Source organism: Streptomyces sp. NPDC088387, assembly GCF_044753385.1.
In the GTDB taxonomy this organism is placed as follows: Bacteria; Actinomycetota; Actinomycetes; order Streptomycetales; family Streptomycetaceae; genus Streptomyces.
This window is the reverse complement of sequence record NZ_JBIVNC010000008.1, coordinates 85231-111967: the sequence shown is the minus strand read 5'-3', so window position 1 is coordinate 111967 and position 26737 is coordinate 85231. Positions and strand designations below refer to the sequence as shown.

At 71.4% G+C, this 26737-nt stretch carries 24 protein-coding genes; 13 read left to right on the top strand and 11 right to left on the bottom strand.

Features of this window, described 5'->3' with window-relative positions; all coding sequences use genetic code 11:
- Positions 1-313: 313 nt before the first annotated feature.
- Positions 314-1918: an acyl-CoA synthetase gene (locus tag ACIQAC_RS22310; protein WP_402193574.1), complete on the bottom strand. Its 1605-nt coding sequence runs from the start codon at positions 1916-1918 to the stop codon at positions 314-316.
- A gap of 193 nt (positions 1919-2111) precedes the next feature.
- Here ACIQAC_RS22310 and ACIQAC_RS22305 point away from each other — a divergent pair, with 193 nt between their 5' ends.
- The 6 genes from ACIQAC_RS22305 to ACIQAC_RS22280 all read left to right on the top strand — a co-directional run bounded on the left by ACIQAC_RS22305 (position 2112) and on the right by ACIQAC_RS22280 (position 7004).
- Positions 2112-2912 carry a crotonase/enoyl-CoA hydratase family protein gene (locus tag ACIQAC_RS22305; protein ID WP_402193572.1) on the top strand — a complete coding sequence of 267 codons (801 nt, stop codon included), beginning with the start codon at positions 2112-2114 and terminating at the stop codon, positions 2910-2912.
- A gap of 9 nt (positions 2913-2921) precedes the next feature.
- Entirely contained in the window at positions 2922-3863 is a 942-nt protein-coding gene (locus ACIQAC_RS22300; RefSeq protein ID WP_402193570.1) for a Zn-ribbon domain-containing OB-fold protein, read from the top strand.
- Positions 3860-4924 carry a thiolase domain-containing protein gene (locus tag ACIQAC_RS22295; RefSeq protein WP_402193569.1) on the top strand — a complete coding sequence of 355 codons (1065 nt, stop codon included), beginning with the start codon at positions 3860-3862 and terminating at the stop codon, positions 4922-4924. The genes ACIQAC_RS22300 and ACIQAC_RS22295 overlap by 4 nt, the downstream gene beginning before the upstream one ends.
- Positions 4921-6087 carry a thiolase domain-containing protein gene (locus ACIQAC_RS22290; RefSeq protein WP_402193568.1) on the top strand — a complete coding sequence of 389 codons (1167 nt, stop codon included), beginning with the start codon at positions 4921-4923 and terminating at the stop codon, positions 6085-6087. The genes ACIQAC_RS22295 and ACIQAC_RS22290 overlap by 4 nt, the downstream gene beginning before the upstream one ends.
- An 83-nt stretch (positions 6088-6170) precedes the next feature.
- Entirely contained in the window at positions 6171-6413 is a 243-nt protein-coding gene (locus ACIQAC_RS22285; RefSeq protein WP_402193567.1) for a DUF397 domain-containing protein, read from the top strand.
- A 93-nt stretch (positions 6414-6506) separates the two neighbouring features.
- Entirely contained in the window at positions 6507-7004 is a 498-nt protein-coding gene (locus ACIQAC_RS22280) for a hypothetical protein (protein ID WP_402193565.1), read from the top strand.
- 7 nt (positions 7005-7011) lie between these two features.
- On the opposite strand, the gene ACIQAC_RS22275 is transcribed toward ACIQAC_RS22280, so the two are convergent.
- Both ACIQAC_RS22275 and ACIQAC_RS22270 read right to left on the bottom strand, forming a co-directional pair.
- Positions 7012-8988, bottom strand: coding sequence for an N-acetylmuramoyl-L-alanine amidase (locus ACIQAC_RS22275; RefSeq protein WP_402193564.1), 1977 nt, complete (start codon positions 8986-8988; stop codon positions 7012-7014).
- 187 nt (positions 8989-9175) lie between these two features.
- A complete protein-coding gene (locus tag ACIQAC_RS22270) occupies positions 9176-10351 on the bottom strand; it encodes an aminoglycoside phosphotransferase family protein (protein ID WP_402193563.1) in 1176 nt (391 codons plus the stop codon).
- A 242-nt stretch (positions 10352-10593) separates the two neighbouring features.
- Here ACIQAC_RS22270 and ACIQAC_RS22265 point away from each other — a divergent pair, with 242 nt between their 5' ends.
- Entirely contained in the window at positions 10594-12087 is a 1494-nt protein-coding gene (locus tag ACIQAC_RS22265; RefSeq protein ID WP_402193562.1) for a hypothetical protein, read from the top strand.
- A 27-nt stretch (positions 12088-12114) separates the two neighbouring features.
- On the opposite strand, the gene ACIQAC_RS22260 is transcribed toward ACIQAC_RS22265, so the two are convergent.
- A complete protein-coding gene (locus ACIQAC_RS22260) occupies positions 12115-13575 on the bottom strand; it encodes a PP2C family protein-serine/threonine phosphatase (RefSeq protein WP_402193560.1) in 1461 nt (486 codons plus the stop codon).
- A gap of 570 nt (positions 13576-14145) precedes the next feature.
- Between ACIQAC_RS22260 and ACIQAC_RS22255 the strand changes: the two genes are divergently transcribed.
- Positions 14146-14556, top strand: a complete 411-nt coding sequence (locus ACIQAC_RS22255) for an SsgA family sporulation/cell division regulator (protein ID WP_402193559.1) — start codon at positions 14146-14148, stop codon at positions 14554-14556.
- A 132-nt stretch (positions 14557-14688) separates the two neighbouring features.
- On the opposite strand, the gene ACIQAC_RS22250 is transcribed toward ACIQAC_RS22255, so the two are convergent.
- From ACIQAC_RS22250 to ACIQAC_RS22240, 3 genes are all read right to left on the bottom strand, one after another.
- The gene (locus ACIQAC_RS22250; RefSeq protein WP_402193558.1) at positions 14689-15723 is read right to left on the bottom strand and encodes a Gfo/Idh/MocA family protein; all 1035 of its coding nucleotides are present in this window, start codon (positions 15721-15723) and stop codon (positions 14689-14691) included.
- Between the two features lie 125 nt (positions 15724-15848).
- Entirely contained in the window at positions 15849-16943 is a 1095-nt protein-coding gene (locus ACIQAC_RS22245) for a chemotaxis protein (RefSeq protein WP_402193556.1), read from the bottom strand.
- A gap of 155 nt (positions 16944-17098) precedes the next feature.
- Complete coding sequence (locus tag ACIQAC_RS22240; protein WP_402193554.1) at positions 17099-18688, bottom strand: alpha/beta hydrolase; 1590 nt, start codon at positions 18686-18688, stop codon at positions 17099-17101.
- Positions 18689-18983: 295 nt separating this feature from the next.
- On the opposite strand from ACIQAC_RS22240, the gene ACIQAC_RS22235 reads away from it, so the two are divergent.
- Complete coding sequence (locus tag ACIQAC_RS22235; RefSeq protein ID WP_402193552.1) at positions 18984-19658, top strand: chaplin; 675 nt, start codon at positions 18984-18986, stop codon at positions 19656-19658.
- A 173-nt stretch (positions 19659-19831) separates the two neighbouring features.
- Here the strand turns inward: ACIQAC_RS22235 and ACIQAC_RS22230 are convergent, their stop codons facing one another.
- Positions 19832-20314 carry a nucleoside deaminase gene (locus ACIQAC_RS22230; RefSeq protein WP_402193550.1) on the bottom strand — a complete coding sequence of 161 codons (483 nt, stop codon included), beginning with the start codon at positions 20312-20314 and terminating at the stop codon, positions 19832-19834.
- 151 nt (positions 20315-20465) lie between these two features.
- On the opposite strand from ACIQAC_RS22230, the gene ACIQAC_RS22225 reads away from it, so the two are divergent.
- Entirely contained in the window at positions 20466-21242 is a 777-nt protein-coding gene (locus ACIQAC_RS22225; RefSeq protein WP_402193549.1) for a GNAT family N-acetyltransferase, read from the top strand.
- 24 nt (positions 21243-21266) lie between these two features.
- Here ACIQAC_RS22225 and ACIQAC_RS22220 read toward each other — a convergent pair whose 3' ends face one another.
- The gene (locus ACIQAC_RS22220; protein ID WP_402193547.1) at positions 21267-22520 is read right to left on the bottom strand and encodes an MFS transporter; all 1254 of its coding nucleotides are present in this window, start codon (positions 22518-22520) and stop codon (positions 21267-21269) included.
- A 391-nt stretch (positions 22521-22911) separates the two neighbouring features.
- Here ACIQAC_RS22220 and ACIQAC_RS22215 point away from each other — a divergent pair, with 391 nt between their 5' ends.
- On the top strand, positions 22912-23679 hold the full coding sequence (locus tag ACIQAC_RS22215) for an ArsR/SmtB family transcription factor (RefSeq protein WP_402193938.1): 768 nt from the start codon (positions 22912-22914) through the stop codon (positions 23677-23679).
- A 90-nt stretch (positions 23680-23769) separates the two neighbouring features.
- Here the strand turns inward: ACIQAC_RS22215 and ACIQAC_RS22210 are convergent, their stop codons facing one another.
- Entirely contained in the window at positions 23770-24210 is a 441-nt protein-coding gene (locus tag ACIQAC_RS22210; protein WP_402193545.1) for an SPW repeat protein, read from the bottom strand.
- 90 nt (positions 24211-24300) lie between these two features.
- Positions 24301-25251 (bottom strand): LysR family transcriptional regulator, encoded by a 951-nt coding sequence (locus ACIQAC_RS22205; protein WP_402193544.1) that lies wholly within the window; start codon positions 25249-25251, stop codon positions 24301-24303.
- A gap of 67 nt (positions 25252-25318) precedes the next feature.
- Between ACIQAC_RS22205 and ACIQAC_RS22200 the strand changes: the two genes are divergently transcribed.
- Both ACIQAC_RS22200 and sfnG read left to right on the top strand, forming a co-directional pair.
- Positions 25319-25471, top strand: coding sequence for a putative leader peptide (locus ACIQAC_RS22200; protein WP_402193543.1), 153 nt, complete (start codon positions 25319-25321; stop codon positions 25469-25471).
- Positions 25472-25594: 123 nt separating this feature from the next.
- On the top strand, positions 25595-26716 hold the full coding sequence (gene sfnG, locus ACIQAC_RS22195; protein ID WP_402193542.1) for a dimethylsulfone monooxygenase SfnG: 1122 nt from the start codon (positions 25595-25597) through the stop codon (positions 26714-26716).
- Positions 26717-26737 lie beyond the last annotated feature (21 nt).

Genomic DNA, 26737 nt, shown 5'->3' with positions numbered 1-26737 from the left:
TCGCCCTCGGCTTTGGCCTCGGTCTTCGTCGTGTCGCCCGGCTCCCGGGTCTCCGTGCCGGTCGACTCGACCCCGACCCCGACCTCGGCCGCGGGTTCCTCGGCCGACGGCTCCCGGGTCGCGTCGCCCCCGGTGTCCCCGTCCGTCCCGGCCTCCTCGGCGTCCGGCTGCTGGCGAGAGCGGATGAAGAGCGACACCCGGGGGGTCCTTCCGTGCGGTCGTGCGATGGCATGGCGAACAGGACCCGGTCACAGGGCCTGTCCCCACCAGTACGTCCGCACGGCCCGCCCGGTTCAACGCCCGCGCCACGGATTCACCCGTCCGCCGCCACCGCCACCTCCCGCGCCCACCGGTAGTCGGCCTTGCCGCTCGGCGAGCGGCGGATGGTCTCCGCGAGGACCAGCTGGCGCGGGATCTTGTAACCGGCGAGATGCGTCCGGCAGTGGACCTGGACCTCCTCCAGGGACAGCCCCGCCGCCCCCGCGCGCAACTGCACCACGGCCGCCACATGGCTGCCCCACCGTTGGTCCGGCACCCCGGCCACCAGAGCGTCGTACACGTCGGGGTGCGACTTGAGCGCCTGCTCGACCTCCTCCGGGTACACCTTCTCGCCGCCGGTGTTGATGCACTGCGAGCCGCGGCCGAGGACCGTGACCACCCCGTCCGCGTCGACGGTCGCCATGTCGCCGAGCAGCACCCAGCGCTCGCCGTCCTTCTCGAAGAAGGTCTCGGCGGTCTTCGCCGGGTCGTTGTAGTAGCCGAGCGGGACATGGCCGCACTGCGCGATCCGGCCCACCTCGCCGACGGCGACCGGCTCGTACGTCGCCGGATCCACCACCCGGGTACGGGAGTTGACGCGGATCCGGAAACCGCGGCCGGGCCCGGAGTCCTCGGTGGCCGTACCGTTGAAGCCGGACTCGGAGGAGCCGAAGTTGTTGAGCAGCATGACGTTCGGGACGAGTGCGAGGAACTGCCGGCGCACGGTCTCCGACATGATCGCGCCGGACGAGGACACACTGAACATCGCCGAGCAGTCGGTGCCCTTCATCGGCCCGGACAGCGCGTCGATCAGCGGTCGCAGCATCGCGTCGCCGACTAGCGTCATGCTGCTGACCTTCTCCTTCTCCACGGTCCGCAGCACCTCCTCCGGCACGAACCTGCGATGCAGTACCACCCGTTGGCCGAAGTTGAAGCCGATGAACGCGGTCAGCGTGGAGGTGCCGTGCATCAGCGGGGGAGTGGGGAAGAAGGTGATCCCGGCGCCACCGGCCGCGACCCGCTCGGCCAGCTCCTCCGGTGACTTCACCGGCTCGCCCGTCGGCGCCCCGCCGCCGAGCCCGGAGAAGAACAGGTCCTCCTGCCGCCACATCACCCCCTTCGGCATCCCGGTCGTGCCGCCGGTGTAGATGATGAACTGGTCGTCGCCCGAGCGCGCCGGGAACCCCCGCTCCGGGGACCCGTCGGCCTCGGCCTGCGCGAACGGCACGCCCGGCGCGTCCCCCGGCCCCACCCGCAGCAGATGCCGCACCTTCGGCGCCCGCGGCAGCGCGGCCGCCACCCGGTCCGCGAACTCGGTGTCGTAGACCAGGGCCGCCAGATCGGCGTCCCGGTAGAGATAGACCAACTCCTCCTCGACATAACGGTAGTTCACGTTCACCGGCACGATCCGCGCCTTGAGGCAGCCCAGGACCGTCTGGAGGTACTCGACGCCGTTGAAGAGGTGCAGGCCGAGGTGGTCGCCGGGCCGGATCCCGCTGTCGAGCAGATGGTGACCGATCCGGCAGGCGGCGGCGTCCAGTTCCGCGTACGTCAGGCGGCGCTCCGCGCCGGTGCCCGGATGGTCGACGTACACAAGCGCCTCACGGTCCGGGACCACGTCCACGACCGACTCGAACAGGTCGGCAAGGTTGTACTCCACCGCTCCTCCTGACCGTCGGGATGCCGGTCATCAGAGCAAAGGGCGACACAACTGTGAAGGGCTCGCGCAGCAGAAATCTGACTGACTGTCAGAAAACCCTTGAAGTGCTTCCCCGGCTCCTGCAACCTGTTCTCGTTCCGGAGACGGGCCGCAGGCCGGCGCGCTCACGCCGGACGGAGACGGAGGACGCCCCATGGGTGGCACCGAACACCTCACCGTGCACCGCGCAGGCGCCACACTGGTGCTCACACTCAACAGGCCCGAGGCCCGCAACGCCCTGTCGCTGCCGATGCTCGTCGGCCTGTACGACGGCTGGACCGAGGCCGACGAGGACAACGGGATCCGCTCGATCGTGCTCACCGGCGCAGGCGGCTCGTTCTGCGCCGGCATGGACCTCAAGGCGCTCGCGGGCAACGGGATGGCGGGGGACCAGAACCGCGACCGGCTGAAGGCCGACCCCGACCTTCACTGGAAGGCGATGCTGCGCCACCATCGCCCCCGCAAACCCGTGATCGCCGCCGTCGAGGGCCCCTGCGTCGCGGGCGGCACCGAGATCCTCCAGGGCACCGACATCCGCGTCGCCGGTGAGTCCGCCACCTTCGGTCTGTTCGAGGTCCGGCGCGGACTGTTCCCCATCGGCGGCTCCACCGTCCGGCTGCAACGCCAGATCCCGCGCACCCACGCCCTGGAGATGCTGCTCACCGGCCGCTCGTACACCGCCCGCGAGGCCGCCGACATCGGCCTCGTCGGCCATGTCGTGCCCGACGGCGACGCCCTCACGCGGGCGCTGGAGATCGCCGAGCGGATCAACGACTGCGGCCCGCTCGCCGTCGAGGCCGTCAAGGCGTCCGTGTACGACACCGCCGAGATGACCGAGACCGACGGCCTCGCCGCCGAACTCGCCCGTGGCTGGCCCATCTTCGACACCGCGGACGCCAAGGAGGGCGCCCGCGCCTTCGCGGAGAAACGACCGCCGGTCTACAAGCGCGCCTGAGGAGTCCCCGTGCCCGAAGTCCTCAAAGCCCCCCTCGTCGTCGAGTTCCCCTTCACCCGCTCCCTCGGCCCCGTCCAGAGCGCCTTCCTGACCGGCCTGCGCGAACGCGTCGTCCTCGGCGTCCGCACCACCGACGGCCGCACCCTCGTACCCCCCGTCGAGTACGACCCCGTCACGGCCGGCGAACTGCGCGACCTCGTCGAGGTCGCCCCCACCGGCACCGTCACCACCTGGGCCTGGAACCACGAACCCCGCCGCGGCCAGCCCCTCTCCACCCCCTTCGCCTGGGCCCTGATCCGCCTCGACGGCGCCGACACGGCCCTCCTGCACGCCCTCGACGCCCCCGGCCCCGAGGCCGTCCGCACCGGGATGCGCGTCCGGGTCCGCTGGGCCGGCGAACGCGTCGGCGCCATCACCGACATCGCCTGCTTCGAGCCGTACGACGGAGACCCGCCCGAACTCGCCGGCCACACAGGCGAGTTCGAGGACCCGGTCACCGGCATCGTCGCCCAGGCCCGCCTCGACTACACCTACGCGCCCGGCCGCACCACCTCCCGCTTCCTGGCCGGCCTCGCCGAGCACCGGGCACTCGGTGAACGCTGCCCGTCCTGCCACAAGGTGTACGTCCCGCCCCGCGGCGCCTGCCCCACCTGCGGCGTCGCCACCACCGACCAGGTCGAGACCGGCCCGGCCGGCACGGTCACCACCTTCTGCATCGTCAACATCAAGGCCAAGAACCTCGATATCAAAGTCCCCTACGTCTACGCCCACATCGCCCTCGACGGCGCCGACCTCGCACTGCACGGCCGGATCGGCGGCATCCCCTACGACCAGGTCCGCATGGGCCTGCGCGTCGAACCCGTCTGGAGCGACCACAGCCGCTTCCCCGACCACTACCGGCCCACCGGCGAACCCGACGCGGACTACGACACGTACAAGGAGCTGCTGTGACCGGCCCCGCGCCACTCCGTGAGATCGCCGTCGTCGCGTTCGCGCAGACCGACCACCGGCGCACCAGCGAGGACCTGTCCGAGGTCGAGATGCTCATGCCGGTCCTGCACCAGGTGCTCGACGCGACCGGCCTGAAGACCGCCGACATCGGCTTCACCTGCTCCGGCTCCAGCGACTACCTCGCCGGCCGGGCGTTCTCCTTCACCGGCGCCCTCGACGGCGTCGGCGCCTGGCCGCCCATCTGTGAGTCGCACGTCGAGATGGACGGCGCCTGGGCCCTGTACGAGGCCTGGACCAAACTGCTCACCGGCGAAGCCGACACCGCGCTCGTCTACTCCTACGGCAAGTCCTCACCCGGCTCCGTGCGCGACGTCCTCACCCGCCAGCTCGACCCGTACTACCTCGCCCCCCTGTGGCCCGACTCCGTCGCCCTCGCCGCCCTCCAGGCGCAGGCACTGATCGACACCGGTGCCACCGACGAACCCGCACTCGCCGCCGTCGCCGCCCGCAGCCGCCACGACGCCGAGGCCAACCCGCACGCCCAGCTGCGCGGTTCCGTCCCGCACGGCGACTACGCGGTACGGCCCCTGCGCACCGGCGACTGCCCGCCCATCGGCGACGGAGCCGCCGCGGTGATCCTCGCCGCCGGCGACCGCGCCCGCGAACTGTGCGAACGGCCCGCCTGGATCCACGGCATCGACCACCGCACCGAGGCCCACGGTCTCGGCGTCCGCGACCTCACCGACTCGCCCTCCACCCGGCTCGCCGCCGAGCGTGCCGGTGTCTTCGAACGGCCCGTCGACACCGCCGAGTTGCACGCGCCCTTCACCGCCCAGGAGATCGTGCTGCGCAGGGCGCTGGACCTCGGCGACGACGTACGTGTCAACCCGTCCGGCGGCGCCCTCGCCGCCAACCCGATCATGGCCGCGGGACTGATCCGCATCGGCGAGGCCGCCGCCCGCATCCACCGCGGGGAGTCCGACCGGGCACTCGCCCACGCCACGTCCGGCCCCTGCCTCCAACAGAACCTGGTCGCCGTACTCGAAGGGGATCCGCGATGAGCAAGGAACCCGTGGCCGTCGTCGGGATCGGCCAGACCAAGCACGTCGCCGCCCGCCGGGACGTGTCCATCGCCGGACTCGTCCGCGAGGCCGCCCGACAGGCCCTCGACGACGCCGAGTTGGACTGGGCCGACGTCGACGCCGTCGTCATCGGCAAGGCGCCCGACTTCTTCGAGGGCGTCATGATGCCGGAGCTGTACCTCGCCGACGCCCTCGGCGCGGTCGGCAAGCCCATGATGCGGGTGCACACCGCCGGATCGGTCGGCGGCTCCACCGCACTGGTCGCGGCCCAGCTCGTCGCCGCCCGCGTCCACGGCACCGTCCTCACCCTCGCCTTCGAGAAGCAGTCCGAGTCCAACGCCATGTGGGGACTGTCCCTGCCGGTCCCCTTCCAGCAGCCCCTGCTGGCCGGCGCCGGCGGCTTCTTCGCCCCGCACGTACGCGCCTACATGCGGCGCACCGGAGCCCCCGACAGCGTCGGCTCCCTCGTCGCCTACAAGGACCGCCGCAACGCCCTGAAGAACCCCTACGCCCACCTCCACGAGCACGACATCACCCTGGAGAAGGTCCAGGCCTCACCCATGCTCTGGGACCCGATCCGCTACTCCGAGACCTGCCCGTCCTCCGACGGCGCCTGCGCCATGGTCCTCACCGACCGCGCCGGAGCGGCCCGCGCCCCGCGCCCGCCCGCCTGGATGCTCGGTGGGGCGATGCGCAGCGAACCGACGATGTTCGCCGGGAAGGACTTCGTCTCCCCGCAGGCGGGCAAGGACTGCGCCGCCGACGTCTACCGGCAGGCCGGCATCGCCGACCCGCGCCGCGACATCGACGCCGTCGAGATGTACGTGCCGTTCTCCTGGTACGAACCGATGTGGCTGGAGAACCTCGGCTTCGCCGCCGAGGGCGAGGGCTGGAAACTCACCGAGTCCGGCGTGACCGAACTCGACGGCGACCTGCCCGTCAACATGTCCGGCGGTGTGCTGTCCACCAACCCCATCGGCGCCTCCGGCATGATCCGCTTCGCCGAGGCCGCCCTCCAGGTGCGCGGACAGGCCGGCGAGCACCAGGTCGACGGGGCCCGCCGGGTCCTCGGGCACGCCTACGGCGGCGGCTCCCAGTTCTTCTCGATGTGGCTCGTGGGAGCGCGTCCCCCGGACTCCTGAGGCCTCCCCCTCACGTGGCCTGTCGGCCTCGGGATGCGATCGCTAGGCTGGCCGCGGACGACGGTACCGGGAGGAGCACGGACGTGGCCGAGACCACCACCCAGCACATGCGGCTCATGGGCTGGGACAAGCCGGATCTGGATCTGAGCAACGCGCAGTGGCAGTCCAGCAGCCGCGGACTGGGGGATGTCCAGATCGCCTTTGTCGAGGGCTTCATCGCGATGCGCAACAGCGGCCGCCCGGAGGGCGCTTCCCTGATCTTCACCCCCGCGGAGTGGGGAGCGTTCGTGTCCGGAGCACGGGAAGGGGAGTTCGACCTCACCTGAGCGCTTGATCACGCCGGGTGCGCGGCGGCCGGCCCACGACGAATCGGTCCGGCCGCACAACGCCGGGGACCCCCGGACACGTACCATGGCGGCATGTCGTTCCTCCGCCGCCGCAGCGCCACGCCCGCCGGGCCCGAATTCGACGTTCTGGCCATGGACCCGGGCGACTGGCCCGGCAATCTCGGCGCCGGGCTGCTGCCCGCCCCCGACGGCAGCTGCCAGGGCGTCTTCCTGCGCTACGACCTGTTCGGCGGCCGCGGCCCCGCGATGATCATCGGCAATCTGCCCGAGGGCTCCCCGGCCCGGGACATCGCCGAGGGCCAGGTCCCCTTCGAGGTGGCACAGCTGCTGCTGGCGCTGGAGAACGAGGAGGACGTCACCGTCGTCGGCTCCGAGGACGTCCCCGTGATGCAGGGCGACAACCTGCTGATCGTGCGCCGCGTCAAACTCTCCGAGAGCCGGATCTCCTGTGTGCAGTTCGACCGCAGCGACGGCGTCCTGGTCACCATCGCCGCCTGGGACCGCCCCATCACGGACGACCTGTACGCCCTGCTGAAGCCGCTCCCGGCGGAGCTTTTCCAGCAGGGCTGAGGTCCTCCTACGACGCCGACGACCGCAGCTGCACGTCGGCGGCCCGCACATACGCCACCCGGTGGCCGAACTGGATCTCGTAGTACCGGTCCTTGCCGGTCACCACACGATGCCCGGCGGTGTCGAAGGTGACCGCGTAGTAGTAGGCGCTCCGCACGGTGTCCCCGACCACGTACTTCTGCCCGGCGGGCAGGGTGTACGGCAGTGGCCGCAGCGGCTGGGCCGGGACGTCCGCCGGGTACGCCGACGCCTCCGGGTAGGCCACCCCGTACACCGGCACACTCGCTCCGCCGTCCGTCGCGGTGACGACCTTGCCCTTCGCGGAGACGGCCGTCGGCGCCTTCGCCGGGTTGTGGAACCAGGCCTTCTGACCGAGGTACCAGATCGCCGTCCACTCACCGTCACGGCCGGCCACCGCGTACTGCTGGCCCGTGGTCGCGCGGGCACCGATGTCGTTCACGTCGATCGTCGACGGCCCACCGCCCGGACGCAGCCCCACGTCCTTGACCAGCGGATACGACGTGCCGGGCCCCGTGTACAGCCGTACCGCGCTCGAACCGTGCACCTCGCACGCCGCACCCTGGTCGACACAGCCCGTGTACGCGGGACGGTTCTCCGCGTACTCCGGCAGGATCGTCACCAGCCCGCCGCTCGCCCGCGCGGTCGCCTTGAAGGGCTTGCCGAGCAGCTCGAAGTAGTGCGCCCAGTCCCAGTACGGACCCGGGTCGGTGTGCATCCCGGGGACCGTCGCCGGGGAGGTGCCCGGCACGTTGTCGTGGCCCAGGATGTGCTGCCGGTCCAGCGGGATGTCGTACTTGGCGGACAGGTACTTCACCAGCCGGGCCGACGAGCGGTACATCGCCTCCGTGTACCAGGCGTCCGGGGCGGCGAGGAACCCCTCGTGCTCCAGGCCCACCGACGTCGAGTTGACGTACCAGTTGCCCGCGTGCCAGGCCACGTCCTTCGCCTTCACATGCTGGGCGATGTGACCGTCCGTGGAGCGCAGCGAGTAGTTCCAGGAGACGTACGTCGGATCCTGGACCAGGTCGAGGACCCCCTCCCACTGACCCTCCGTGTCGTGCACCACGATGTACTGGATGCGCTGCGAGCGCGGCCGGTCGCCCAGGTCGTGGTTGCCGTAGTCGCCCTCACCGAACTCCTCGTAGGGCGCCGGGATCCACTCGCACGAAACCGTCCTCGGACACTCCGCGCCACCGGCCTTCGCCGCGCGCAGACCGGCCCGCCCCAGCTGCGCGGTGTCCGGCGCCAGCCCCGGCCGGGCGGCGAGCGCGACCCGCTGGCCCGCGTCCGTGAACCGCTCCTCGCCGCTCTCGATCACCTGGAACACGTCGTTCGCGTACGAGGCGGCCGTCGCGGAGTCCTCGGCGCCGGAGAACTTCGCCACCGCCCCGTACCAGTCGGCCGGATCCTCGCTCGCCGGCGCGCCCAACTCCCGCTGGGCGGCGGCGAGCAGGGCCGCGCCGCCCGCCACGTTGGCCGCCGGGTCCGTCCGCAGCCGCTCGGCGCTCAGGCCGGTCAGCCCGGCGGCCTTGCGCAGCGTCGTGAGCCGGGCGGGGAGTTCGGAGTCCGCCGGGAGCTCCGCCTCGGGCAGCAGGGGTTCACGGGCGAGGTCACCGCGGGGGTCCTCGGCGCCCTCGCTGTGGTGCGGCGCGCCGGCCAGGGCCGTGCGGGCGTCCGTCAGATGCATCGGACCGTAGCCGCCGGTCACACTCGGCGCGCCGCCGTGGGCGTCCCAGCGGGACTGGAGATAGGAGACGCCGAGCAACACGCTCTGCGGGACCCGGTATTCGGCGGCCGCGGCGGCGAAGGCCTGTTGCAGACCGGACGCCTCGGCGGTCCGTGCCGTGGACGGGGCGGCGCCGAGCAGGGGCAGCAGCAGCGCCGACGTGGCGAGGGCACCGGCGGCCCTGCGGGTGCTTCTCGGCCGGGGGGTCCGATGAGCGGCGGTGGCAGGGTGACGCAAAACAGCCTCCTGTGACGTCGAGCGCGATGGGCCGTGCGGTGCCGGAGGTGACAGTGGTAGTCGCTCACCGACGATCCGTCAATCATGCCCAGGCACGCCCGCTTCACCGCGTCGACGCAGGTGGCTCGGCACGCCGAAGTCCGCGATGTGCCCGCATTCCGGGACACATCGCGGACCGACGGCCCCGTCAGCGAGTACCGACCGCCGCACGCACGGCCCTGCGGGCCAACTGGCAGTCGTCGTGCAGCCGCCGCAGCAGCAGCCGCTGTTCCTCGCCGGACGGCGCAGCACCCGAGTGGGCCGTGCCCGGTGCCGCCGGGGTCGTTTCCCGCATCGAACGCTGCACGGCCGTCTCGTACGTACGGATCTCCCGTGTCAGTACGAGCATCAGGTTGACCAGGAACGCGTCCCGGGACGCGGGCCCCGCCGACTGCGCGATCTGGCTGATCTGCCGCCGCGCCACCGGGGCGTCGCCCAGCACCGACCACAGCGTGGCCAGGTCGTAGCCCGGCAGGTACCAGCCCGCGTGTTCCCAGTCCACCAGCACCGGACCCGCCGGTGAGAGCAGGATGTTGGAGAGCAGGGCGTCCCCGTGACAGAACTGCCCCATCCCGGTACGGCTCGTGGTGGCCGCGATCCCGTGCAGCAGCTTCTGGAGATCACCCATGTCCCGGTCGGTCAGCAGCCCCAGTTGGTGGAAGCGGGAGATGCGGTCCGCGTAGTTCAGGGGTGCGTCGAAGGTGCCCGCCGGCGGACGCCAGGCGTTGAGCCGGCAGATCGTGCCCAGGGCCGCGCGGATGTCCGTGCGCGGCGGGGCCTCGGACGGGTGGCGTTGCAGGGCCGCCACTCGTCCCGGCATACGCTCGATGACGAGCGTGCAGTTCTCGGGATCCGCCGCGATCAGCCGCGGCACGCGCACCGGGGGGCGCTGCCGGACGAACGAGCGGTATGCCGCTATCTCGTGCCGGATCCGCTCGGCCCAGGCGGGGGACTGGTCCACCAGGCACTTGGCGACCGCCGTACTGCGTCCCGTCGTACCGACGAGGAGTACGGAGCGGCCGCTGCGGCGGAGCACCTGCACCGGCGCGAACTCCGGACAGATCCGGTGCACCGCCGCGAGCGCCGTCCGCAACTGCGCGCCCTGCGGGCCGGAGAGGTCGAGTCGTCCGCTGAGCGGAGGGGTTCCGAGTCCCGTACGCCGCGCCTGGCCCGCACCGAGCACAGGGCCGGCCGGTCGCGCGGGAGCCAGATAGGGGCCGCCACCCGACAGGGGGGCCTCGCCGGGACGGGCGGGGCCCGGCACCTGAGGACGCGGGCGAAGCGGCCGAGGCGGGGCGGACACGGAGGACGATGCTGCGTACATGGGAGATACAGATCCCTTCGTGTGCCTGCGAAGTCATAACGCCACCCGACCCGGTCGCCCCGGTACACCCTGGGGAGTGCACCGCCGTTCAAGAGGCGAGCGGGTCGGGGTGGCGCATTCCTACCTGACACCCGATCTCCCGTGGCACACCATCTGGCGCACCCTGGCGAACCCTGGCGAATAGTCGCCCGGCAACCTTCACCGGGCTACTGTCAACTCAGCCGAGAACCTGGGGGCTTGACGTGAGCGGAGAACCCAACACCCGACTTTCGGACCTGTTCGGCCTGGCCGGCTGGTCCAAGGGTGAGCTCGCGAGGCTGGTCAACCGGCAGGCGGCGGCCATGGGCCACCCCCAGCTGTCGACCGACACCTCGCGGGTGCGGCGGTGGATCGACATGGGAGAGATCCCGCGCGATCCGGTGCCGCGTGTGTTGGCAGCCCTGTTCACTGAGCGTCTCGGCCGTGTCGTGACCATTGAGGACCTCGGTCTGGTCCGGCACGGGCGTACGGGAAAACGGCAGGGCGCCGGGAATGAGGAACATCCCGACGGTGTGCCGTGGGCGCCCGAACGGACTGCCGCGGTCCTCACCGAATTCACGGGAATGGACCTCATGCTCAACCGACGCGGCTTGGTGGGCGCGGGTGCCGCGCTCGCCGCCGGCTCAGCACTCAGCAGCGCCATGTACGACTGGCTGCACACCGACCCTGCCCTCACCGCCGACGCCCCCCGGCTCCACGACCCCCTGCACGCCGACCCCGCTGGGTTCGACCGCTACGAGGCCGCCCCCATCGGATCGCAGGAGATCGAGGAGCTGGAGCGCTCGGTCGAAGTGTTCCGAGCCTGGGACGCGGCCCGCGGAGGCGGGCTCCAGCGCAAGGCGGTGGTGGGCCAGCTCAATGAAGTGGGCGGCATGCTCTCCTACCGCCACCCTCCCCACCTGCAACGACGCCTGTGGGGTGTGGCCGCCAACCTCGCCGTGCTCGCCGGCTGGATGTCCCACGACGTCGGCCTGGAACCCACGGCCCAGAAGTACTTCGTCATCGCCGCCCATGCCGCGCGCGAGGGCGGCGACCGGCCCAGGGCCGGCGAGGCGCTCTCCCGGGCGGCCCGTCAGATGGTCCATCTGGGCCGGCCCGACGACGCGCTCAACCTGATGAAACTCGCCCAGTCCGGCTCGGGCGAGGGGGTACTGCCCCGCACCCGCGCCATGTTCCACACCATCGAGGCCTGGGCCCAGGCCTCGATGGGCAAGGGCCAGGCGATGCGCCGCACTCTCGGACAGGCGGAGGACCTCTTCGTCTCCGACCGCAGCGATCTGGAACCGCCCGACTGGATGCAGACCTTCAAGGACGAGGATCTGTACGGCATGCAGGCCCTCGCCTACCGCACCCTGGCGGAGTTCGAGCCGGGCGCGGCCGCGCACGCGCAGTACTACGCGGAGAAGGCGCTGGCCCTGCGGGTCGACGGCCGGGAGCGGTCGAAGATCTTCGACCATCTGTCCATGGCCTCCGCCTGCTTCATCGCGGACGACCCCGAACAGGCCGACCGGTACGCGCGACTGGCCCTGATGTCGATGGGCTCCAACTCCTCGCGCCGCACCTGGGACCGGCTGCGAGAGATGTACCGGCTGACCGCCGAGTTCTCCGGCTACCCGAAGATCAGCGAGCTCCGGGAGGAGATCAAGCAGGCGCTCCCGAAGGCGAAGGGCAAGGGCGGCAACAGCACCCAGGCATAGTCCGTGTCCCGACTACTTCGACCGTCCCTACGAGGCCACCCCGACCACCAGCACGCAGGCGTCGTCCTCGCGCTCGGTCCCGCCGAACTCCTCCACGACCGTCCGCACACAGTCCTGCGCGGATCGCGCCCTGCCGAAGCGCGGGGCCAGGTCCAGGAGGTGTCGCACCGCTGCCGCTCCGCCACGGCTCTCCGGCTCGCCGGAACCCGCGGACCGCCGGCGGGCGGGCACCAGACCGTCGGTGTGGAACAACAGCAGATCGCCCGGTTCGAGGGTCACTTCGGCCTCGCCGTACTCGGCGCCCGAGGTCGCTCCCAGCAGAACACCGTCCGGTGCGCTCAGTCGGCGCCCCGTCCCGTCGCGGAACAGCAGCGGGGCGGGGTGTCCGGCCTGCGCCCAGAGCAGGGTCCGGCTCTCCGGCCGGTAGCGGCAGCAGATCGCGCTGCCGAGGGCGGGCTGGTTGCTGCTGTCCAGCAACTGGTTGAGCCAGGACAGCAGTTGGCCGGGCCGGGTGCCGGCCATCGCCATGCCGCGCAGGGCGCCGAGCAGCATCGCGACGTCGGAGGTCACGGCGATGCCGTGGCCCGTGAGGTCGCCGATGCCGAGCAGTGTCTCGCCGTTCGGCAGGTCCAGCGCGTCGTACCAGTCGCCGCTGATCAGGGTGCCCGTGGAGGCGGGCAGATGGCGGGCCGCCAGATCGAGGGTGTGCGGGCCGCTCCGGGCGAGGCGCAGGGAGCCACGCCACTGCGGCAGTACGGCTTCCTGGAGTTCGACCGCGAGCCGGCGTTCGGTGCTCGCGCGATGCCGGTGGCGCTGGAGGGAGTCCCGGGTCTCGCTCACCGCGGCCTGGCTGCGGCGGAGTTCGCTGACGTCGCGCAGGACGGCCCACATGGAGGCGGTGCTGCCGTCGGGGCCGAGTACCGGCTCGCCCATCATGTGCACGGTACGGATCTCGCCGTTGGGGCGGCGCACCCGGAACTCGCCGTCGATCCGCTGGGCGTCGACCAGACAGTCGGTGACCATCGTGGTGAGCCGCGGCCGGTCCTGGTCGTGGACCAGCGAGGGCAGTTCGTCGAGGGTGAGCGCCGGGGCGGACGGGTCGCGGCCCAGGATCTCGTACAGCTCCCCGGACCAGATGACCTCGTCCGTCAGCAGATTCCACTCCGCGCTGCCGACGCGGCTCAGTAACGACTCGCGGCGGGAGGCGGGCGAGGGCGGCGGGGCGGTCTCCTTCTGCGGGGCGGTGGTTCCGGGTCCCTCGCGCAGTTGCGCCAAGTGCTCGTCGAGGTCGTTGAGCTGGTGCAGTGCCAGGTCGTAGAGGGCGCGCTGCCAGCGCTGCTGCGGGTCGGACTCGTCATGCCGCGCGTCCTGCCGCCGAACGGCGTCCACATCGCCCTTGAGCCGTCGCGTCTGCGATATCAGGGCATCGACCGGGCCACGGCCCGGCGGCCGGCCGCCCGGGCGGTCTGCGGAGAGAGGGGACGGCATGACGCACTCCGATGTGGGGACAGTACGACCAGGGCTGTCGGGGGGACCGTTACGACTGTTGCACAGCCCGCGACGGCCTGTAAGGGATTTGGCAACACACGATACGGTGGTGCTTCTGGCATATGCCACCGTCTCTCCGGCTGGTCTGTCCTGCGCCTTCGGTCTACGCCGTCCGGCGCGTCAAGTCGTAGGCGATATAAGCGACTTGACGGACCGTCGGACGAAAGATGCGACTCTCCACCGTATGTTCGACGCGCACGTGTTCGGCAAGGCATCAGGGGTGCGGTGAGGGTGTGTGGAGTTGGGTCGTGAGTCGTAAAAACGTACGAAGGGTGGGTCGGCGGGTGCGAGGGTGACGGATGTGGGCCACGGTGTGTCCCGCACGTCAACTGGCCTTCCAGGGCGGCCCAGTTCGGGCGGTTTCATCGCACTAAATGGCGACAATGGCGCGCGAATGTGATGCAGGTCACACCAATTGATCATGGTCTCGGTGTAATGCAAAGCGCTCTGCGGGGTCGTACTGACACACCGGAAAACCGGACGACCTCGCCACGGCACTGGAGACCGCGTATGGACATCACCCTGGAGCAGCCCGCTCGCGCCCGACTGATCACCGTCGACTCGGAGATCCCCGTGCCCGCGACGCTGTGTTACGGCTCCGCCGATCCGCTGGCGGTGCAGATCGTGTTCCCGGCCGAGGTCGCCCTGGAGGGCGAGGGCGTCACCTGGACCTTCGCCCGGTCCCTCCTGGCGGACGGCCTCGACGGCCCGGCGGGCTCCGGGGACGTGCACATCTGGCCCTGCGGCCGCTCCCGGACCGTGCTGGAGTTCCACTCACCGCTGGGCCTGGCCCTGCTCCAGTTCGACTCGGCCTCCCTGCGCCGCTTCCTGGTGCGGACCTACGCCGTGGTGGCCGCCGGGACCGAGGATCTGAGCCCGGCGGTGGACGAAGGGCTGTCCGCGCTGTTCGGCACGGTCTGATGCGCCGGGCACGTACACCGACGCCCGGGACCGCAAGGCCGTGCGAACCGGTGTGCGGTGTGCCGCGGGGGCACACCGCACACCGCGCATGAACCACGGAGCAGCCGTACGGGCGTCGGCGGAGACCGGCGCTCACCGGCCCGACGGCCAGGCGTCCGCGTACAACTCGGGGCGCGGCGCCAGCTCCACCAGGGTCCGCGCGCCGCTCTCCAGCGCGCGGACGCCGGCCTCGGCGACCGCGGTCGCGGCGTAGCCGTCCCACGCGCTCGGCCCGGTGACCCGGCCCTGCCGCACGGCGTCGACCCAGGCGCGCACCTCGCGGTCGTAGGCGTCCGCGAACCGCACCACGTAGTCCTGCGCCACCTCCTCGTGGGCGCCGCCGTCGGCGGTCACGACCATGGAGTGCTGGTCGCCGATCCGCGCGCTGCCCGCCTCGCAGACGGCCTCGCAGCGCACCTGGTAGCCGAAGCCGGAGTTGACGAAGATCTCCACGTCGACGAGCGCGCCCCGCTCGGTCTCGAACAGGACGAACTGCGGGTCCTGCAACCCCTCCGGAGCCCGGTCCGACGGGCGCGGGCGCATGACCGTCACCGCGGTCAGCTCCTGGCCGAGCAGCCAGCGGGCGGCGTCGATCTCGTGCGAGACCGAGCTGTCGATGAGCTTCGCCGAGGTGAAGCGGTCCGGCGAGGACACGTTGCGGTGGGTGCAGTGCAGCATCAGCGGCCTGCCCAGACGTCCGCCGTCCAGCACCTCCTTGAGCTGCCGGTACTCGGCGTCGTAGCGCCTCATGAAGCCGATCTGAAGCAGCCGCCGTCCGAGCTTCGCCTCCGCCTCCAGGACGCGCAGGGCGCCCGCGGACTCCGGCACCATGGGCTTCTCGCAGAGCACCGGCAGCCGCCGTTCCAGGGCCGCGAGGAGGGCCTCCTCGTGCAGGGTGTCCGGCGAGGCGACGAGGACCGCCTCCACCCCCGGCGCGTCGAGCGCGGACAGGGCGTCGGCGTGCACCGAGGCACCCGTCAGGCCGGCCAGTGCCGCCTCGGCCCGCGCCGTGTCGGGATCGGCCACGGCGGCGACTCTGGCACCGCTCACCACCCCGCCGAGCCGGCGAATGTGGTCGGCACCCATGTGCCCGGCACCCAGCACGGCAACGCCCAGCAGATCACCCACGTGCGCACTCCCTTGTGGCCGAAGACTTCCGACCAGGGTAGATCGCGGGGCGGCGGCGGGAACCGGCGGGCGGTGCCGGGCGGCGGTGGCGAGCGGCGGTGGATCCGGTGGCGCGCGAGGCCCGTTCAGTAACGCAGTACGCCCGCGACGCCCTGGGCGTCGCCGAGGGTGCCGTCCGGGACGAAGCGCACGTCGGCGCCGGTCTCCAGGCACTTCTCAACGATCTCGTCCACGATGTCGTCGCGGGAGTCGAGATCACCGCTCGCCGCCGGCATCAGATGGTCGCCGTCGTCGCGCACGGTGATCCGGTAGTTCTCCTCGACGGCCAGCAACCGGACCCGTGCCTCCCGGGCGTTCTGCCACACCTCGTCGACACCGGCCGCGAACTCCTTGCGCCCACGGGCCGATTCGAGCTCCCGCGCCACCGCCTCGACACCCTTCGCGGCCGCGTCCCGCACGGCCGGCCGGACCGCCTGCCACACGGCGTCCGGCGTGCCGTGCGCCAGGCCCCCGTGATGCACGTGCACCGCGTTCCCGGCGACCCCGGCGACCTCGTCGAGGGCGGACAGCGCCGCCGTCTCGCCCGTCACGTACAGCGGCCTGGGGCTGGTGCGCAGCACGGCCTCCATCGCGGAGCCGGCCTCGCGCAGGAAGGCGCGGGTGCGCTCGTCGCGGAAGGTGCTCGGGGTGTCGCCGATGCGCTCCTGGCGCTCCGGGTCGAAGTTCTCGGGCCCGAGGGTCCGCGGGAACCCGTGCACGCGGGCCTCGGTGACCCGCTCCCCGCCGCCGTTCCACAGCGCGACCCGGTGCGCCGAGACGGACAGCACCCAGAACGGCCGTTCCGAGGCCTGCGCGGAGACCAGGTTGCGGGTGAGGAAGGTGTCGGAGAGGACCACACGCTCCGGCACCGTGCGGGCCAGCGACCACACCTGGTGCTCGCCCGGCGCCGCGAAGATCACCAGCCCGTCCTCGGAGTGCGCCAGATCGACCTCGGCGAGCGCCTGGTCCAGCTGGGCCACCACGTCGACCCGTCGTTCCCGGGTGACCGCCGGATCCGCCTCCAGCTGCTTCTTCGCCTCGGCCACCACATTGCGCAGCCGGACCGCGTCCTGCGCGCTGTGCGGCTCGCGGCGGTGTGTGGGCGTCAGCACGGAGACCGCCGGATAGGGGCGCGGGCGGCGCAGCTCGGCAAGGGTCGCGGGACTGAGTGCGTGCTCCATGACAGCACCATAGGACCGATTCACGGATCGGGCATTTGGTGTGCGGGGGGATTTCGCGGGCGCCCGGGCGTGCATCGGCCGGGCCCGCGCGTCGCGGTACCCGGCTCCGCCCGGCGTCAACGTGCGCCGCCGTCCGCCCAGTTGCCGTTCTCGTCTCAGTCGTCGCTCTCGTCGCCGCAGGAGCTGCCGCTGGGCGGCAGTGAGCCGTACAGCAGGAAGTCGTCGACCTTGCGGTGCACGCACTTCGACGACGCGTACCCGGTGTGCCCCTCGCCCTTGTTGTCCAGCACCACCGCCGACGGGCCGAGCCGCATCGCCGTCTGCTCGGTCCAGCGGTACGGCGTCGCCGGGTCGCCGCGCGTGCCGACCAGCAGCATCTTCGCGGAGCCGACGTCCTTGACCTCGTCCCGGATGTAGTCGGTGCCCTTGGGGCGGCCGTAACAGAGCAGCGCCTGCGTGAGCCGGTACGGGCCGAACACCTCGGACGCCTGCTCGTACGCCGCGCGCAGCCGGGGCAGCTCGCGGGTCATCTGCCGGGCCGTGGGCCGGTCGGGATCGTCCGCGCAGTTCACCGCCATCAGCGCGGACGGGAGGTTGTCCAGCGGCACCTCCTCGGGGTCGGCCAGGGCGCTCGGGGCCGGAGCCGGAGTGGCCCGCAGACCGGGACGGGCCGCACCGCCGGTCGCGAACATCTCCACACCCCGGGTGTCACCGTCCTCGGTCAGCGAGGCGAGGGCCCGCTCCAGGAGCGGCCACAGATCCTCGCTGTAGAGGGCCTGTCCGATGGCACCCACCAGGTCCTGACCGGAGAACGGACCGTCGAACGTCGTCGGCACCGGGTCCTCGTCCATGGACCGCACCAGGCGTACGACCTCCTCGCGGGCCTTGCGCGGATCCTGCCCGAACGGACAGGCGATGTCCTTCACGCACCAGTTCAGGAAGTCCTCCAGCGCCGTCTGCTGGCCCTTGGCGCCGGCGATGCCCTGCCGGGTGACCGGCTCGGTCAGGGTGTCCACCCCGTCCAGGGCGACCCGGCCCACCTTCTTGGGGAACTGCGCCGCGTAGACCGCGCCGAGCCGGGTGCCGTACGAGAACCCCAGGTAGTTGAGCTTCTTGTCGCCGAGCGCCTGGCGCATGACGTCCAGGTCCCGGGCGGCGTTCACCGTGCCCATGTGCGGCAGTACCGGCCCGGAGTGCTTGGCGCACTCGGTGGCGGTCTTGCGCAGTTGCCGCAGTACGGCCGCCGGGTCCTTGAGCGCGTCGCTCGACCCGTCCGCCTCGTCGTCGGTCTCGTACGCGGCGTCCCCGCAGCTCACCGGTGAGGACCTGCCGACGCCGCGCGGGTCGAAGCCCACCACGTCGTAGCCATCGGTGAGGTCCATGAAGTCGTCGCCGCCGTAAGCGAGTTCGGTCACCCCGGACACGCCGGGGCCGCCGAAGTTCAGCAGCAGGGATCCGCGCTTGTCGCCGCTGGAGCGGTAGCGCGCGAGGGCCAGCTCGATCGAGGCGGCCCTCGGCTTCGCGTAGTCCAGCGGCACGGTGACCTTGCCGCACTGGAGATCCTTCGGGAAACCGTCGCCCTGGCACCGGCCCCAGGTGATCTTCTGGCGGTAGAAGCGGTTCAGGTCGGCGTCGGGACGCGCGGCGGCCGTCGCCGGCAGCCCGGCGCCGAGCAGGGCCAGACCCGCGGCCGTCACGATGGCACGGCGTCGGACCGAGGGCGGCACGGACAGCTTGGCCTGCATCGTTGCCTCCATGGACGGCGCGGCCCAGGTGCGCGCCGCGAACCGGGAAACGGGGCCCTCGCTCACCATAGGCGGCGCCCGACCGGCACGCCTCCCGGAGGGCGGGGTGATCCATTCCGCCGTACGATCCGCTCTCTCGTCGCCCTCACGACGGCAATGGAGTGCTTTAAGGCCAGTTCGATAACCGTGCCACTCGATGGGGTGAAAGGCCGATAAGCCATAACTCGGATGGTTCGCCTGCGTTTTAACCGGTGCGGGCGAGTGCCCGTGACCATGTCTGGAAGGCAGGGAACCTATGAAACGGGTTACCCGAAACGGTGTGATCGCCGTCGCGGCCGCCTCCGGCGCGATGGCCGTGGCGTTTCCGGGACAGGCCGCCTTCGCGGCCGGCGGCTCCGGAGCGGACGGTTCCGCGACAGGTTCACCAGGGCTGATCTCCGGCAACACCATCCAGCTCCCGGTGCATGTCCCGGTGAACGTGTGCGGCAACACCGTGAATGTGGTGGGACTCCTCAACCCGGCGGCGGGCAACAGCTGCGCCAACAAGAGCGCGGACGAGGGGAAGAAGAAGGGGGCGCCCGCGGGAGCGGCCGCCCGCGGTGCGGAGCAGGGCTCACCGGGCGTGCTGTCGGGCAACGGGGTGCAGTTGCCCGTGCACCTCCCGGTGAACATCACCGGGAACAGCGTGAACGTCGTGGGTGTCGGCAACGCGGCCACCGGCAACGAGTCCGTCAACAACCCGGGACCGGCGAAGCCCGAGCAGCCGGTGCGCCCCGAGCGCCCGGAACCACGGCCCACCCCGCCGCGGCACGCCCCGGAACCGACCACACGGCCGGTCACCCCGCCCGCCCCGTCCGCACTCGCACAAACAGGCGCGGAAACGACTCTGCCCACCGCGATCGGCGCCGGCGCGCTGGTCCTCGGCGGCGCCGCCCTCTACCGGCGGTACCGGCCACGGGCGGTGCGCTGACCCGAGCGCGCACGCACGTACGGGCAGGCCCCGCCGGTTGCTGTCGCCCGGCGGGGCCTGTGGTTCGACCGGGGCCCGTGGTTCGACCGGGGCTTGTTGTTCAAGTGGAGCCTGTTGTTCAAGCGGGGCGTGTGGTCCGAGTCGGGCGGCCCGGGGCTCCGGGAAGCCGCGGATCAGTCCTTCGGTGCGAAGCAGCGGCGGTGCAACGCGCGGATCTCCGCCTCCAGTTCGGGCACCGGACCCTCCACCACCACACCGGGGGCCACCTCGTTGACGGGCAGCGGCCGCACCGGAGCGGCCGGTACCCCCAGCTCGGTCAGCCACTCGACCAACTGCGCGGAGGAGGCGACGTACACGATGCGGCCCAGGCCCACCCAGGCGTGCGCCGCCGCGCACATCGGGCAGTGCTCGCCCGACGTGTAGACGGTCGCCACCGCGCGGTCCTCCGGCGCCATGTGCTCCGCCGCCCAGCGGGCCAGCTCGAACTCGGGATGCCGGGTGCGGTCGCCGCCCGCGACCCGGTTGCGGTCCTCGGCCAGTACGGTGCCGTCCGCGTCGACGAGCACCGAACCGAACGGCTCGTCCCCGGCGTCCAGCGCCTCGGTCGCCAGCTCCAGACAGCGGCGCAGATACGGCAGCTCGGTGTTGTCGACCATGGGCCCGGCCTCCCTGTGGCAGTGATCGTCCGGAGAAAGCCTACGTCCGGTTCCTCCGGCACGGCCGGTCGCCGTGTCACCATCCGTGCCCGGCGGACGACGTTGTGTGAAAGCCGTTGCCACCGCTACGCCCCGGTGATGAAGTGAGCCCATGGATCACGCCGCGGTACTCGCCCTCTTCGACCGGGACATGCGTGAGAGCGCACAGCCGGACGGCCCCGACGCCACGGTCGAGCGGGTGGGACCGGTGGTCCGCCAGGTCGCCCCCGAGCACGGCTGGAACGGAATCCTCTGGTCCGACCTGGACGAGTCGACCGCCGACGCCGCGATCGCCGAGCAGATCGCCTACTACACCGGGCTGGGCCGGGAGTTCGAGTGGAAGGTCTACGGACACGACCTCCCCGTGGATCTCGGGCAGCGGCTCGTCGCGGCCGGGTTCACACCCGAGCCGGACGAGACGCTGATGATCGGCGAGGTCGCCGACCTGACCCTGGACGCCGAGCCGCCCGAGGGCATCCGGATCGTGCCCGTCACCGACGAGGCCGGCGTCGGCCTCGCGGCGGACGTGCACGAGCAGGCCTTCGGCACCGACAGCTCACGCCTGCGGCAGCGGATGCTCGCACAGCTGAAGGCCGATTCGGACGCGGTGGTCGCCGTACTCGCCCTGGACGGGGACGTCCCGGTGAGTGCGGCCCGGCTGGAGTTCACACCGGGCACCCGGTTCGCCGGACTGTGGGGCGGTGGCACCGTCGAGGCGTGGCGCGGACGCGGTATCTACCGCGCCCTGGTCGCCCACCGGTCCCGGGTCGCCGTCGAGCACGGCTACCGCTACCTCCAGGTCGACGCGGTCGCCCAGAGCCGCCCGATCCTCGAACGCCTCGGCTTCCAGCCGCTGACCACCACCACGCCGTACACGTACCTGCCGTAGGGCGGGCGGTGGTCGGTCCACGCTTCAGTCCCGCCGTGAGCGACCGGCGAGCAGCACAAGGGCCGCCGTCGCCGCCATGGCCGCGCTGACCCAGACGGCGAACCGCGGATCGTGCCCGGCCCCGGCGGCGACCCCGGCGCACAGCGGACCCGCGAACGCCCCGACGTTCAAGGCGACCGTCGCGAACGACCCGGCCAGCGTCGGGGCGTCTGCCGCGGTCCGCATGACCCGGTTGACGAGCGTCGAGCCGACCCCGAAGGACAGCGCGCCGAGCAGCACGGTGGCCGGGAAGAGCACGGTGGCCTCCGTGCTGGTCAGCGCCAGTACGGCCCAGGCGGCGGGCAGCGCGAGCAGGGCGCGGCGCAGGCCGCGGCCGAGCCGTCCGTCGCCGGTGCGGCCGGCCACCGTGACACCGGCGAACGAGCCCACGCCGAAGGCGGCGAGCAGACCCGGGACCGTGGCCTCGGACAGGCCGGTGACCTCGGTGGCCACCACCGCGAGATAGGCGAACGTCGCGAAGGTCGCCCCGTTGACAAGCGCTCCTAGGGTCAACGCCAGCCGCACGGACGGCAGTCGCAGGACACGGAGCTCGGACCGGACGCCGGTCCGTACGCCGGTGGAATCGACCGAAGGGGCAGAAGGGGCAGCCGAAGCCGAAGCTGATGCCGAAGTGGGAGTCGGAGTCGACGCCGATGCCGAAGCCGGAGTTGATGCTGAGGTCGAGGTCGAAGCCGCATCCGCGGGCGCCCAACGGAACACCAGCACCAGCGCCGGCAGGCACAACACGGCGACCGCCCAGAACGCCGCCCGCCACCCGGCGAGTTCGCCCAGCGCGGCACCCGCGGGCACTCCCACGACACACGCCAGCGTCACCCCGGAGAGCAGCGTGGCCGTGGCGCGGGCCTGCCGCTCGGGGGTGACGAGCGTATGGGCGACGGACATGGCGACGGCGAGGAACCCGGCGTTCGCCACCGCCGCCACGACACGCGTGCCGAACAGCACCACGAAGTCCGCGGTGAGCGCCCCGACGACGTGCACCACAACGAAGGCGGCGAGGAACCCGGCGAGGGCGCGGCGCCGTGGCCACCGCGCGCCGAGCGTGGCCATCACCGGGGCGCCGACGATCATTCCGACGGCATAGGCGGAGGTGAGGCTCGCGGCGGCGCCGGTCGAGACGCCGAGGTCGTCGGCGATGCCCGGCACCAGCCCGGCGAGCATAAATTCGGAGGTGCCCTGCGCGAAGACGGCAAGGCTGAGGACATGAAGGAACAACGGCACGGAGTCGGCTCCAGCGGCGTGGAAAGGGGACGGAGGCAGCCGTGGGCCGGGTGGGAACTACAGGACACCGGCACACGGGACACGTGTCCGGCCACGGGAGGCGGGTCCGGTCGGAGGCCGACCGGCTACAGCTCGGAAACCGTCCGCCGCCGGGTGACCGGCGGCATGGCTCTGTCCGACTCTGGAGACGTCACGCCGGGCACGCTACCGGCGGCCCGCCGGCCTGATCAACCGAGTAGATCCGAGTGCCGCCGCTCTCAAACCGGGTCCACCGCCCGGGACGACGTCGACCACCCCGCCCTGTGCGGATCTCCCGGCGATTGACATGCAGCCAATGTGCTGCATAACGTTGAGTGTGCGATCAGAGGACGAGTCCGCGACGGGCTCCACCATGGACAGGGTCTTCAAGGCGCTGGCCGACGGCACCCGCCGCCGGCTGCTGGACGGACTGCACGAGGAGAACGGGCAGACGCTCGGCGAGCTGTGCGCGCGGTGCGACATGACCCGGCAGTCGGTGACCCGGCACCTGGCCGTCCTGGAGGCGGCGAACCTGGTCAGCACGGTGTGGCGGGGGCGGGAGAAGCTGCACTACCTCAATCCCGTACCGCTCCACGAGATCCAGGAGCGGTGGATCGACAAGTTCGAGCGCCCGCGTCTGCGCGCGCTCGGCACCCTGAAGCGACGAGCCGAGGAAGCCATGACCGACAAACCGACCTATGTCTACGTCACCTACATCGCGAGCACGCCCGAGAAGGTCTGGGACACTCTCACCGACGCCGAGCTGACCGCCGGCTACTGGGGCCACAGCAACGTCTCGGACTGGCGGCCGGGATCGCGCTGGGAACACGTCCGCACCGACGGATCCGGCGTCGCCGACGTCTACGGCGAGGTGGTCGAGAGTGAGCGCCCGACCCGGCTGGTCACCACCTGGGGCTATCCGGCGAACGAGGGCAAGGACGAGGAGTTCTCGCGGGTCACCTTCGACATTCAGCGGCACGCCGACATCGTCCGGCTCACCGTCACCCACGAGGACCTGGCCGACCAGGGCGAGCTGGAAGAGGTCTCGTCCGGCTGGCCGGCGGTGCTGTCCAACCTCAAGTCCCTGCTGGAGACCGGCCGTACGCTCCCGCAGGAGCCCTGGCTCGTGCCCAGCACCTGAGCGGACGGACAACCGCGTACGCCGCGGCGTTGGAAGGCCGGTCCACGTGATGCCGTGGACCGGCCCCGGTGTCCTTCCCTGTGTCCCGGCCTACGCCTTGGGCGCGCTCCTTGCCGCCGTACCGGCGCAGACCGCACCCAGGATCACGGCGAGGGCGCCGATGATGATGTTGTTCCACACGACACCCGCGTCCGGGCTCTCGCCGACGATCCACGGCGAGACGATCATCCACACGCCCAGCGCGCACATGGCCCAGCTGAGGCCGTACATACGCTCCGGGGCCCTCGTGAACCCGAGGGCCAGCAGGCCGATCGCGATGCCCATGATGAGGTTGTGGGGCACGAGGGCGGGCTGGCTGGTCGTGTAGTGGAGTATCCACGGGGACACCGCGCAGTACAGACCGAGCAGGAACACCGGTCCGTCCACGAGTGCCACATCGCGACCGCCGAGCATACGGGCGTAACGATCCCGCATTTCGGTGACATCGGGGTGGCTGGATATGTCACCTCGGGTGGGCGAGACATTGGCCATGGGTCGTCTCCTTTGACTAGCAGGCCTTGACCGCGTCTGGTGCGGTATGCGGTAAGCGCCGCGTACATCCATTCTGCTCTTATTTCACCCTTATGTGTAGTCGACAGAAGGGCCCGTCAAGGGGTCTGACGGGCCCGTGTGCGGCCCGTGAAGCCTCGACCGGCGAATGAACGCCTCGTGCAGGTCGTGGGCCGCCTGCGGCACGGATTCGGCCTTTCTGCGGCGCAGCATCAGCAGTACGCGGGTGGTGTCGCCGGCGATCGGACGGCAGGTGATGGCACCGCGCCGCTCCAGCGGATCCCCGAGCACACTGAAGTCCGGCAGGACCGTCGCGCCCAGCCCCTCGGCCACCATGAGCTTGCCCATCTCCGCCCCGTCCGTGGAGTAGGCGAACGAGGCGTCCCGCCCGGCCAGCAGCCGGTGCAGGAAGCGGTGCATCACATAGCCGGTACGCATCGCGATCAGCGGCTCGGTCAGCAGGTCCGCCACCGTCACCGCGGCCCGCGCGGCCAGCGGGCTGTCCGGCCGCACGCACACCATCGGCCGGCCGCGCAGCAGCTCCGTCGACTCGAACTCGGCCGGCATGTCGTCGCCCGCCAGATGGTTGACGAGCCCGAGGTCGAAACCGCCCTCCAGCAGGCCCCGGTGGATGTCCGTCTGCTGTGCCGCCACCACCTCGACCTGGGTGACGGGATGCGCGGCACGGAACTCCCGCACCACCGGGATCAGCAGCGGCACCGTCGCCGCGTTCACCGTGCCCACCCGCACCATGCGGCTGATCCGGTGCTGCTCACCCGCCGCGGACCGCAGCCGGTCCACCGCTTCCAGCACACCGAGGATGTGCGGCAGCAGCTCACGCCCCGAGGTGCTCATCGTCGCCCCGGACCGTTTGCGCTCCAGCAGGTCGACACCCAGCTCCCGCTCCAGGTTCCGTACCGTCTCGCTCAACGCGGGCTGCGACAGGCGCAGTTCCTCGGCGGCCCGGCGCAGTGAGCCGAGCCGGGTGACCGCGGTGATGTATTCCAGCTGTTCGGTCCGCATGCCCGCAGAATGCGGAACATTCGAGGGGCCGTTCAAGGGTTTCCCTGTCACACGTTCGTGAAATTCAATGGTCCGCGATACGAGACCGGTCGGGTTTTCCTTGACGGTCCCGACAGGGGCTGCCACGATCGAAGGCATGATGATGCGACTGGACCTCACGCGGCGACGCCACGTCGACCTCGCGCGCGTCTCCAGCGCCTCCTGTTGCCCCGTGGCCTGAGCTGCCGCGTCCTTCCCCACCGCCCGCTGTCGTCGCACAGCCGCGGTTTCCGCACGCCGACCGAATCCCTTTTCACGGTTCCGTGATTTCGCGTGCTCACATATTCCGCAACAGGAGTTCCGCATGCCACAAAACCCTCTGCAATTCGCCTACTGGGTCCCCAACGTCAGCGGCGGACTCGTCACCAGCCGGATCGAGCAGCGCACCGACTGGGGATACGACTACAACCGCGAACTCGCCGTCCTCGCCGAGAACAACGGCTTCGACTACGCCCTCAGCCAGGTCCGCTACATGGCCAGCTACGGCGCCGAGTACCAGCACGAGTCGACCAGTTTCAGCCTCGCCCTGCTGCTCGCCACCGAGCGGCTCAAGGTCATCGCGGCCGTCCACCCCGGCCTGTGGCACCCCGGCGTCCTCGCCAAGCTCGGCGCCACCGCCGACCACCTGTCCCACGGACGGTTCGCCGTCAACGTCGTGAGCGGCTGGTTCAAGGGCGAGTTCACCGCCCTCGGCGAGCCCTGGCTGGAACACGACGAACGCTACCGCCGCTCCGAGGAGTTCATCCGAGCCCTGCGCCAGATCTGGACCGAGGACCACACCGAACTCGCCGGCGACTTCTACCGGCTGCGCGACTTCTCCCTCAAGCCCAAGCCCCTCAACACCGCCGAGCGCCCGCACCCGGAGATCTTCCAGGGCGGCAACTCCACCGCCGCACGCCGGATGGCGGGCCGCGTCTCCGACTGGTACTTCTCCAACGGCAAGGACTTCGACGGCGTCACCGAGCAGCTCGCCGACGTCGCCCGAGCCGCCGCCGAAGTGGGCCGTACGGCACCGAAGTTCGGGCTCAACGGCTTCCTCATCGCCCGTGACACCGAGGCCGAGGCCCGCGACACCCTGCGCCAGATCGTCGCCAAGGCCGACACCGAGGCCGTCGAGGGATTCGGCGCCGCCGTGACCCAGGCGGGCAAGTCCACCGCCGACGGCAAGGGCATGTGGCAGGACTCCACCTTCGAGGACCTGATCCAGTACAACGACGGCTTCCGCACCGGCCTCATCGGCACCCCCGAGCAGATCGCCGAACGCATCGTGGCCTACAAGCGGCTCGGCGTCGACCTCCTCCTGCTCGGCTTCCTGCACTACCACGAGGAGGTCGAGTACTTCGGCAAGCGCGTCCTGCCCCTGGTCCGCGAACTGGAGGCCGCGCTCCCCGACGACCGCCCCGAGCCCGCGGCCGCCCGCGCCTGACTCTCCCGCTCCCACGGGCAC